We start from the raw sequence: 11,132 nt of genomic DNA, 5'->3' as shown, positions 1-11,132 counted from the left end.
GGGTGAGACGCGCGGAGTTAAATCACTGATTTGCCCGACGGCGAAAGCGGAATGTTTTTTGCGCGAGGGCTGGACAGGCTTTGGCTGATTTGCCCGTCGGGTTGTTATGTCGCACCCAAAGCAGCCACATCGTCATTGCGAGCGGAGCGAAGCAATCCATGGCGCGGCAAGTGGAGAAATGGATTGCTTCGCTGCGCTCGCAATGACGGTGAGTGTCATTCCGGGGCGATGCGCCAACATCGAGCTATGATGTGCAATTGCACATCAGAGAATCCATTTCTCCACTTGCGCCTGCGGCCTGACGGATTCCGGGCTCGTCCTTCGGACGCCCCGGAATGACGAAGGGAGTCAGATGTGCTCGGCCATGATCTCGCCGGGCCGCGCATCCGGCTGCGGCTCGATATCAACCGACCAGAGGTCGCGATCATCGACGTCCTTCAACGTCACCGTCATTACCTCGCTCGTTCCGTCGATGTCGATGCGGCCGAAGAATTGCAGGCCGAAGCATGGGGCGAGGTTGTCGCCCTGCTCCGCGCTGCAGCCTTTCTGATACATCGCCTTTGGGCCAAAAGTGTTGTCGAGCACGCCAGGCGACCAGGAGCCGGCGTGCAGCGGGCCGGAGACGAATTCCCAGAACGGCTCGAAATCTGGGAATACAGCGCGGTTCGGATCGTAATGATGGGCCGCGGTGTAATGCATGTCGGCGGTGAGCCAGATCGTGTTACGGATGCCGGCACGCTTCATGAAGGACAGGAGATCGGCGATCTCGTGCTCGCGCCGCTCCGGCGGGCCGTCGCCGAGCGCGACCGCATCCAGGCTGATGAGGCCGATCGGCAAGTCCGCGGCAATCACCTTCCAGGTGGCGTTGGAAGCGACCAGCTCGCGCTTCAGCCACGCCAACTGTGCCTTGCCGAGGATGAAGCTGTCGCTGCCACCGCCCTTGTTCCAGGTGGAGTCGCGGTAAGAGCGCATGTCGATCAGGAACACGTCGAGCAGCGGGCCATAGGCGATCTTGCGATAGACGCGGCCGTCCTGCTCGAACACCGGGCGCATCGGCATGAATTCGTGAAATGCGCGCCGCGCCCGCGCCACCAGACGCGAGGAGCCGTCCTCGGCATAGCCGGCCTCATCAACGGTGCCGATCGGCGACCAGTCGTCGGCGACCTCGTGGTCGTCCCACTGCGCGAACATCGGCACCTCCGCATGGAAGGCGCGGAAGTTTGCATCATACCAATTGTATTTGTAGTTGCCGCGAAACTGCTCGAGGCTCCTGGCAACGGCCGACTTCGCCTCGGTGACGATGTTGCGCCAGAGCGTGCCGTCCGGCAACGGCAACTCCGACGGCACTGGGCAATCGGCATAGATGTGGTCGCCGGAATGGATGAAGAAGTCGGGACGGTTCTCCAGCATGGTGCGGTAGCTGCGCAGGCCGCCGCGGGAGGGATCGATGCCCCAGCCCTGCCCTACGGTATCGCCGGACCAGACGAAGGAGATCGATCGGCGCGTCACCGGCGCCGTGCGGAAACGGCCGGTCCTCGCCTCGCCCGCAAGCCCATCGGACGATTCAAAGCGCACGCGATAGAAGATGTCCTGTCCCGGCGGCAGGCCGTCGAGCAGGAGCTTTGCGGTGAAGTCGGAAGGCAACACGTCGGTCGCAACAGTGCGAAGGATGGTTTTGAAATTCTCGTCGGCTGCGCATTCCACCTGCATCCGCGCGGCCCGATCGGCGCGCGACCAGATCACCGCGGCATCGCCCGAGACGTCGCCCGATTGAATCCCGCATCGAAGTTCGGGGCGATCAGCAGCGCGGCTGAGATAGGGTTTTGCGAGAGTGCCAAGACTTGCGAGTGCGGCTGATGAGCCTGACCGGATCAGAAGCTGGCGCCGGGTCAGGCCGCGCCTGGCGCGTGTCGCGATCGCCATTGGGCAGGATCTCCGTCGAATCGCGACGAAGGTTGCCCGCGCTGCTTGACTCTCGGCTTACGGTTTTACGACAGGGGGATGACTCGTGGAAACACCCTCGTCATGCCCGGGCTTGCCCGTCTTCGCTATCGCTTCGCCGGACTGACAGCGGAGCGCTCGGCGAAGCCTTGGCGTAGCCGGGTCCCGGGCATCCACGTCTTGCAGCCACGCAAGCGGCTTCGTGGATGGCCGGGTCAAGCCCGGCCATGACGGAGAATGTGTACGCCAGTGGTGCTCTTGCGACTTTGCCGGGCGCGCGGGTCAGCGCCAGTTGCAGATGCCGCCGGAGCGGCAGGGCCAGGTCTGGATGCGGGTGTCGCGGGCCTGGGCGTCGAGTGGGTTGCCGTGGCGGCGGGCAAGCTTGGCGCGGGCGGGAACGCGGCGCTCGGTGCGCACCGGCCGCTCAGGCGCAGGCGCGACATGCGCTGCCCTGACCCTTTTCGTCTGCACCGGCTTCGGTTCCGCGACCACGTGTGCAGCATCATTGTGATCGCTCTTGGCTTCGACGGGAACCCGGGCGAACTCGGTCGGCGGGCCGAGGCGCTTGGGCGACAGCACGGCCTTGGAGAGGTCGAGATTGAAATAGTCGCCGGGGCGGTAATCGTCCGCCATCGCCGGGACGCTCAGGACCAGGGCGGCGGTGGCAACGGCGGCCAGAACTGCATTTCTGGAGCTCACCGAACGCCTCCGAAATGACTCCAATGGAACATGCCCATCATGTAGGAGGCCGGCCGGACAATTCCAGCCGATCCTGCGGGCACGGTTACCGATCAACGAAGGCGATGGAATGGCCGCAGATTGCTTCCTGCGGCCCAAGGACTGGATCGGAACCTACTCGGCCGCCTGCGCCACCGGGGCTTGAAGCGCAGCTTCGAGCCGCTGACACTCCTGGCGATAGCGCGCGACGTTGGCTTCCTTGACGTGGCCGTAGCCGCGTACCAACTCGGCGGCCTTCGCCAGCGCCGCCAGCCGCGGCACATCGAGCGGCTTCTTGCCGAGATGGCGGAGGATCATCGCCGAATATTCGCCCGGCAGCGCCCGCTCCATCCGCCGCTCGGCAGTGTAGCCGAAGATATCGAGCGCGGTGCCGCGCAAGCGCTTCAGCCGCGCCAGCAGATTGAACGCACTGAACACCCAGGGCCCGAACTCGCGCTTCTGCAGATGTCCGGTGACCTTATCGCGGCGCGCGAACAGCGGCGGGGCGAGCAGCACCTTCAACCCGGGTTCGCCGTCAAACTGCTCCTTCAACGCCTTGGCGAATTCGCCATCGGTATAGAGCCGGGCGACCTCGTACTCATCCTTGTAGGCCATCAGCTTGAACAAGCCCTTGGCGAACGCTTCCGTCAGTTCGTGCGAGCCGGGAGCGGCCGCGGTTTCGGCAGCGCGGACGCGCGCGACGTCGGCGAGGTAGCGCTGCGAATAGGCCTCGTCCTGATAGTGGGCGAGGAACTTGGCGCGGAAGGCAATGGTCTCGTCGAGCGTGCGCCTTGCCGGCGCCGCGCTCGAGGTCTTGAAACGCGCGGCGCTGACGACGCGCGCCAGGTCGTGCGCGGCAAGCCGGCCCCAGGAGAAGGCCATCTTGTTCATGTCGACCGCGGCGCCGTTCAGCTCGATCGCCTTCATCAGCGCCTCCAGCGACATCGGCACCGCGCCGCGCTGGAACGCGAAACCGAGCAGGAAGGCGTTGGTGGCGATGCTGTCGCCCATCAGCGCAGTCGCCAGCCCGGTGGCGTCGAGGATGTCGAGGTCGGACGAGGTGACGGCTTCATTCAGCGCATCACGCATCGCGCCCGCCTCGAAATCGAGGTCGGGATTCATCACGAAGCTCGCGGTCGGCAGCAGGTCGGCGTTGACGATCGCGCGCGTCACGCCGCGCTCGGCCCGGCTCAGCGCCGCGACGCTGGTCGCGACCACGATGTCGCAGCCGAGAATCAGATCGGCGCCACCGGCGGCGATGCGGACGCTGGCGAGATCCTCCGCACGCGGCGCGAGCCGGACATGACTCATGACCGCTCCGTTCTTCTGCGACAGGCCGGTGAAGTCGAGCGTCGAACAGGCCAGCCCCTCGACATGGGCGGCCATGCCGAGCAGCGCGCCGATGGTGATGACGCCGGTGCCGCCGATGCCGGTGACGAGGATGTTGTAGGAACCGGAAAGCGCCTGCGGCTTCGGCGTCGGCAGGTCCGCGAACAGCGCCGACGGATCGGCAGCGGCACGGTCGGCCTTGCGCAGCTTGGGGTCATGGACGGTGACGAAGCTCGGGCAGAAGCCCTCGATGCAGGAGAAGTCCTTGTTGCAGTTCGACTGGTCGATGCGGCGCTTGCGGCCGAGCTCGGTCTCGAGCGGCTGCACCGAAACGCAGTTCGACTGCACCGAGCAGTCGCCGCAACCCTCGCAGACGCGCTCGTTGATGAAGACGCGCTTCGGCGGATCGGGATAGAGCCCGCGCTTGCGGCGGCGGCGCTTCTCCGCGGCGCAGGTCTGGTCGTAGATCAGGACCGTGAGGCCCGCGACGTCGCGCAGCTCGCGCTGCACGGCGTCGAGTTCGCGGCGGTGATGCACGGTGGCACCAGTGGGGAAATAGTTGGGCGGATATTTCGTCGGATCGTCGGAGACGATGGCGATGCGCTTGGTGCCTTCGGCGGCGACCTGATGCGCGATCTGCGACACCGTGAAGCTGCCCTCTGCGGGCTGGCCGCCGGTCATCGCGACCGCATCGTTATAGAGGATCTTGTAGGTGATGTTGACGCCGGCGGCGGCCGCGGCGCGCAGTGCCAGCAGGCCCGAATGGGTGTAGGTGCCGTCGCCGAGATTCTGGAAGACGTGCTGCTCGTCGGTGAACGGCGCCTGCCCGATCCAGGCCACGCCCTCCGCACCCATATGCGAAATGGTCGCGGTGCGGCGCGCCGGGATCGACAGCGCCATGCCGTGACAGCCGATGCCGGCCATGGCGCGGCTGCCTTCGGGTATCTTGGTCGAAGTGTTGTGCGGGCAGCCCGAGCAGAAATAGGGCGTGCGCTGCAGCTTGGCCGCGCCGATGCCTTCGGCCGGCCGATCGAAAGCTTCGAGCTTGGCCAGCCGCTGCTCCAGCATCGGGCTACGATGGCCAAGCTTGCGAAGCCGCGCAACAACGGCGGCGGCAACCATGGTCGGCGTCAACTCGCCCTCGCTCGGCAGCAGCACCGCGCCGCTCTCGTCGCGCTTGCCGACCACCGACGGACGTTTTGAAGCATCGACATTGTAGAGGATGCGGATGAGCTGGTCCTCGATGAAGCCGCGCTTCTCCTCGACCACCAGCACGTCCTGCAACCCCTCGGCGAAGGCGCGGGCGCCGGATTCCTCGAGCGGCCAGGTCAGCGCGACCTTGTGGATGCGCAAGCCCAGCGCCTGTGCTTCCGCGTCGGTGACGCCGAGTTCGGCCAGCGCCTGGCGCAAATCGAGATAGGCCTTGCCGGTTGCCATGATGCCGAGCCGCGCCGGCTTGGAGTCGAGCACGATGCGGTCGAAGCGGTTGGCGCGGGCGAAGGCGGCGACGGCCTGCATCTTCGGGCCGTGCAGGCGCCGCTCCTGCTCGAGCGGTGCGTCGGGCCAGCGGATGGAGAGGCCATCCGGCGGCATCTCGAAATCATCTGGCGTCACGATCTGGATGCGACCGGGATCGCTGATGATGGAGGCCGAGCTCTCCACCGTCTCGGAGATCGCCTTGAAGCCGACCCAGCAGCCGCTGTAGCGCGACAGCGCGAAGCCGAGGATGCCGAGGTCGAGATAGTCCTGCAGCGTGGCCGGATTGACGACCGGCATCAGCGCGGATGCGAACACCTGCTCGCTCTGATGCGCCAGCGTCGAGGATTGGCAGCCATGGTCGTCGCCGGCGAGCGCGATCACGCCGCCGTTCCGCGAAGTGCCGGCCGAGTTGGCATGCTTCAGCGCATCGAGCGAACGGTCGACGCCGGGGCCCTTGCCGTACCAGATGCCGAACACGCCATCGACCGTGGCGCCCGGAAACATGCCGACCTGCTGGCTGCCCCACACCGCGGTCGCCGCCAGATCCTCGTTGAGGCCGGGAACGAAGGCGATGTCATGCTGCTTGAGGAAAGATTTTGCCCGCCACAATGTGTGGTCGTACATGCCGAGCGGCGAACCGCGGTAGCCGGAGATGAAACCCGCTGTCTTGAGTCCCTGCGCGCGATCGCGTTCGCGCTGCAACATGGGGAGCCGGACCAGCGCCTGGGTACCGGAAAGGAAGATGCGTTTGACGTCCAACCGGTACTTGTCGTCCAGGCCAACTTCCATCAGCGACATGCTTCGCTCCCCGTTCGTGCAAGCTTTTTATGGCTGCATAAAATGCACCGTTTTGCTATGCGTTGAAGGGCCTGCATTCATGGCTTGACAGCATATCTCCCGGCCCCTTGCCGGCCCCGCGCATCTTTGAAACGCTGTTGTCAACGGGGAGAACCCCGACGGACAAGAACGAAAAGCGGGAGTGAAACGAGATGCGCCTTCAAGATCGTGTCGCCATCATCGTCGGCGCCGGCCAGAGCCCCGGCGAGGGCATCGGCAACGGCCGCGCCACCGCGCTCACCTTCGCGCGCGAAGGCGCCAAGGTGCTGTGCGTCGACCACCACCTGGATTCGGCGCAGGAGACCGTCGACATGATCGCGGCGAAGGGCGGCACCGCTGCAGCCTTCAAGGCCGACGTGACGAAGAACGCCGAGATCAAGGCGATGGTGGCGGATGCGCATCAGCGTTGGGGCAAGGTCGACATCCTGCACAACAATGTCGGCGTCAGCCTCTCCGGCGGCGATGCCGAACTGCTCGAGATCAGCGAAGAGGCGTTCGACCGCTGCGTCGCGATCAACCTCAAGAGCTGCATCCTCGCCGCCAAGCATGTGATCCCGATCATGCGCGCGCAGAAGAGCGGCGCCATCATCAACATCTCGTCGATGGCCGCGATCACGACCTATCCTTACGTCGCCTACAAGGCGACGAAGTCGGCGATGATCGCATTCACCGAACAGCTCGCCTATCAGAACGCGCAATACGGCATTCGCGCCAATGTGATCCTGCCCGGCCTGATGAACACGCCGATGGCAGTGGACACCCGCGCCCGCGAATTCAACAAGAGCCGCGCCGAGGTCGAGGCGGAGCGCGACAGCAAGGTGCCGCTGCGACAGAAGATGGGCACCGGCTGGGACGTCGCCAATGCCGCACTGTTTTTGGCTTCGGATGAAGCGAGTTTTATTACCGGTGTCACATTGCCTGTGGACGGCGGTGCCAGCGTCCGGCGCGGTTGAAAGGTGCGTAGCCCGGGTGAAGCGCGAGCGTAACCCGGGACCGCCTGCGAATGTGGATGAGATGCCCCGGGTTACGCTTTCGCTCCACCCGGGCTACACGTCAGGAGCACTGCTGTATCACCTGGTTAAGATTCAATGGATGGCTTGAAAATATTGAAGAATTCCAGCCACACGATGATGTGACGGTCTATCCCCGTAATTCGAAATCCTGACTCGTTCTGGTCGCATGTTCTTCACGAGCGCTCGGTAATACGCGCCCCGTCGATGGTTAACGAATCCGAGGGACCATGAACGACGAATTCGACTACGAACTGACAACGGATCAGTGGGAAGTTCTCAAAGCGTTGCGTGCACCTGCAGCAAACCCTTCGAGAATAAGCAGGTTTGCGGTCGAAAGCCTGATCACGCTCGGGCTCGCCGCGATGCGCGGCGATTCGCTCGCGTTAACGCCTGCCGGACGCAAGGTGCTGGTGCGCGGTTCGTCGAAACTGCTGCAGGACCTCGCCGCCTGAGGCGAGGTGTGTGAGCACACGCGGCGTCATGCCGCGTGTGCCTTTGTTGGAATGGTCGCTTCGCCGTGATGCGTCAGCGGCTTCATGCCGGTGGCGCTGCGGAGCAACACATAGAATACCGGCGTCAGGAACAGACCGAAGATCGTGACGCCGATCATGCCCGAGAACACCGCGACGCCCATCGCGCGCCGCATCTCGGAGCCCGCGCCGGTCGACAGCACCAGCGGCAGCACGCCCATGATGAACGCCATCGACGTCATCAGGATCGGGCGAAGACGCAAGCGGCTCGCCTCGATCGCGGCGCGAATCGGCGAACGGCCGGCGAATTCCAACTCGCGCGCGAACTCGACGATCAGGATCGCATTCTTCGCCGACAATCCCACCAGCACGATCAGGCCGATCTGGGTGAAGATGTTGTTGTCGCCGCCCGAAAACCAGACACCGAACATCGCAGCCAATAGTCCCATCGGCACGATCATGAGGATCGCGAGCGGCAGCGTCAGGCTCTCATAGAGTGCAGCCAGCACCAGGAACACCAGCAGGATCGCCAGCGGGAAGACCCAGAGGCCGGAATTGCCGGCGATGAACTCCTGATAGGTCAGGTCGGTCCACTCGAAGGCAAATCCCGGCGGCAGCACTTCGGCGGCGATCCGCGTCGCCGCTTCCTGCGCCTGGCCGGACGAATAGCCGCGCGCCGCGGCGGCGTTGATGTCCGAGGACAGGAAGCCGTTGTACCGGATCGCGCGCTCCGGCCCTGCACTCTGGCGGATCTTCAACAGCGCCGACAGCGGCACCATGTCGCCTGAGGACGAACGCACCTTCAACTGGCGGATATCGTCGGCGCGGGCGCGGAACGGCGCGTCGGCCTGGACATAGACCGAATAGGTGCGGCCGAATTTATTGAAGTCGTTGACGTAGTAGGAGCCGAGATAGATCTGCAGCGTGTTGAAGACTTCCGTCACGGGCACGCCGAGCTGCAACGCCTTGGTGCGGTCGATGTCGGCATAGAGCTGGGGAACGTTGACCTGGAAGCTCGAGAACAGGCCTGCGATCTCCGGCGCTTTCGACATCGCCGCCATGAACGCCTTGGTCGCATCGTTGAGCGCGTCATAGCCGAGGCCGGCGCGATCCTCGATCTGCAGCTTGAAGCCGCCGATGGTCCCTAAGCCGTTGACCGGCGGCGGCGGGAACATCGCGATGAAGGCCTCCTGGATGCCGGCATATTTCTTGTTCAGTTCCGCGGCGATCGCATTGCCGCTGAGCGAAGAGCTCTTGCGCTCGTCGAACGGCTTCAGCGTCGAGAACACGATGCCGGCATTGGAGGAGTTGGTGAAGCCGGAGATCGACAGCCCCGGGAACGCCACCGAGCTTTCGACGCCGGGCTGGGTCAGCGCGATGTCGCTCATCTTGCGGATGACCTCTTCGGTGCGATCCAGCGTCGCGCCGTCAGGCAGCCGCGCGAAGCCGACCAGATATTGCTTGTCCTGGCCGGGGACGAAGCCGCCCGGCACCTGCCTGAACAGCACGACCGTGACGCCGATCAGGAGCACATAGACGCCCATCACAGCGGCCTTGCCGAAGATCACCTTGGTGACGCTGCGGCCGTAATTCTCCGAGGAGCGCGTGAAGACACGGTTGAAGCCGCGGAAGAACCAGCCCAGTCCCTTGTCGAGGATGATCGTGAGCTTGTCCTTGGGCTCGTGATGGCCCTTGAGCAGCAGCGCCGAGAGCGCCGGCGACAGCGTCAGCGAGTTGATCGCCGAGATCACGGTCGAGATCGCGATCGTCAGCGCGAACTGCTTGTAGAACTGCCCGGTGAGGCCGGAGATGAAGGCGAGCGGCACGAACACCGCGATCAGGACCAGCGCAATCGCGATGATCGGGCCGGACACTTCCTTCATCGCCTGGTAGGTGGCCTCCCGCGGAGAAAGCCCAGCCTCGATATTGCGCTCGACGTTCTCGACCACGACGATGGCGTCGTCGACGACGATGCCGATCGCGAGCACGAGGCCGAACAGGCTGAGCGCGTTGATGGAGAAGCCGAACACATGCATCACCGCGAACGTGCCGACGATCGACACCGGCACCGCGAGCAGCGGAATGATCGAGGCGCGCCAGGTCTGCAGGAACAGGATCACAACCAAGACGACCAGCACGATCGCTTCCAGCAGCGTGTGCACCACCGCCTCGATCGAGGATCGCACGAACTGCGTGGGATCGTAGACGATCTTGTAGTCGACGCCGTCAGGCATGTTCTTCTTGATCTCGGCCATGGTCGCGCGGACCTTGTCGGAGATATCAAGGGCATTGGAGCCGGGCGCCTGGTTGATCGGGATCGCCACCGCCTGCTTGTTGTCGAGCAAGGAACGCAGGCCGTATTCGGAGGCACCGAGCTCGATGCGGGCTACGTCGCGCAGGCGCACTACCTCGCCGCGGGAGCCGGTCTTCACCACGATCTCGCCGAACTGGTCCTCGCTGGCGAGCCGGCCTTCGGCGTTGACGGAGAGCTGCAGGTCGATGCCCTTGACGCTCGGCGAGGAGCCGACAACGCCGGCGGCGGCTTCCACGTTCTGCGCCTGGATCGCCCTGACGATGTCGCTAGCAGTCAGGCCGTGCTCGGCGGCCTTCTGCGGATCGACCCAGACCCGCATCGAATAGTCGCCGGCGCCATAGAGCTGGACGTCGCCGACGCCGTCGATCCGCGCCAGCCGGTCCTTGACGTTGAGCACCGCGTAGTTGCGCAGATACGTCATGTCGTAGCGGTTGTTCGGCGAGAGGAGATGCACGACCATGGTGAGGTCGGGCGAGCTCTTCTTGGTGATGATGCCGAGCTGGCGCACCACCGCCGGCAGCCGCGGCTCGGCCTGCTGCACCCGGTTCTGCACCAGTTGCGTCGCCTTGTCGGGATCGGTGCCGAGGCGGAAGGTCACCGTCAGCGTCATCGCGCCGTCGGTGGCCGCCTGGCTGCTCATATAGAGCATGTTCTCGACGCCGTTGATCTGCTCCTCGATCGGGGTAGCAACCGTTTCCGCGATCACCTTCGGATTGGCGCCGGGATAGGTCGCGCGCACCACGACTGACGGCGGCACGACATCGGGATATTCCGAGATCGGCATCGCGAACAGCGAGATCAGGCCGGCGAGGAAAATCAGGACCGAGAGGACGCCTGCAAAGATCGGTCGGTCGATGAAGAACTTTGAGAGATTCATGGGTCTGTCCCCGCTTAAGCGGAGCCTTACAATGTGATCAATTCAGTTGAAGCCGAACTTCCCCTTCTCCCCGCGTACGGTAGGGGAATCGCATATGGCCTTAGGGGGTATTGCATAGCGGAGCGAATTGGATTCTTCGGGTGTCTCCCGATTCC

Annotated in this window: 6 protein-coding genes; 2 read left to right on the top strand and 4 right to left on the bottom strand. The window is 64.4% G+C overall.

Annotated elements, in window-relative coordinates:
* Window positions 1-348 precede the first annotated feature (348 nt).
* The 3 genes from AAFX91_RS33375 to AAFX91_RS33365 form a co-directional block, all read right to left on the bottom strand.
* The gene (locus AAFX91_RS33375; protein WP_394569398.1) at window positions 349-1,923 is read right to left on the bottom strand and encodes an alkaline phosphatase D family protein; all 1,575 of its coding nucleotides are present in this window, start codon (window positions 1,921-1,923) and stop codon (window positions 349-351) included.
* 300 nt (window positions 1,924-2,223) lie between these two features.
* Entirely contained in the window at window positions 2,224-2,640 is a 417-nt protein-coding gene (locus tag AAFX91_RS33370) for a hypothetical protein (RefSeq protein ID WP_394569397.1), read from the bottom strand.
* A gap of 153 nt (window positions 2,641-2,793) precedes the next feature.
* Window positions 2,794-6,264 carry an indolepyruvate ferredoxin oxidoreductase family protein gene (locus AAFX91_RS33365; RefSeq protein WP_394569396.1) on the bottom strand — a complete coding sequence of 1,157 codons (3,471 nt, stop codon included), beginning with the start codon at window positions 6,262-6,264 and terminating at the stop codon, window positions 2,794-2,796.
* A 191-nt stretch (window positions 6,265-6,455) separates the two neighbouring features.
* Between AAFX91_RS33365 and AAFX91_RS33360 the strand changes: the two genes are divergently transcribed.
* Both AAFX91_RS33360 and AAFX91_RS33355 read left to right on the top strand, forming a co-directional pair.
* A complete protein-coding gene (locus AAFX91_RS33360; RefSeq protein ID WP_394569395.1) occupies window positions 6,456-7,256 on the top strand; it encodes an SDR family NAD(P)-dependent oxidoreductase in 801 nt (266 codons plus the stop codon).
* A 287-nt stretch (window positions 7,257-7,543) separates the two neighbouring features.
* The gene (locus AAFX91_RS33355; protein ID WP_130226165.1) at window positions 7,544-7,768 is read left to right on the top strand and encodes a hypothetical protein; all 225 of its coding nucleotides are present in this window, start codon (window positions 7,544-7,546) and stop codon (window positions 7,766-7,768) included.
* Between the two features lie 26 nt (window positions 7,769-7,794).
* Here the strand turns inward: AAFX91_RS33355 and AAFX91_RS33350 are convergent, their stop codons facing one another.
* Window positions 7,795-10,977, bottom strand: coding sequence for an efflux RND transporter permease subunit (locus AAFX91_RS33350; RefSeq protein WP_394569394.1), 3,183 nt, complete (start codon window positions 10,975-10,977; stop codon window positions 7,795-7,797).
* Between the last annotated feature and the right edge of the window lie 155 nt (window positions 10,978-11,132).

This window comes from Bradyrhizobium sp. 31Argb (assembly GCF_043638955.1).
In the GTDB taxonomy this organism is placed as follows: Bacteria; Pseudomonadota; Alphaproteobacteria; order Rhizobiales; family Xanthobacteraceae; genus Bradyrhizobium.
This window is presented reverse-complemented; position numbering and strand designations above follow the sequence as displayed.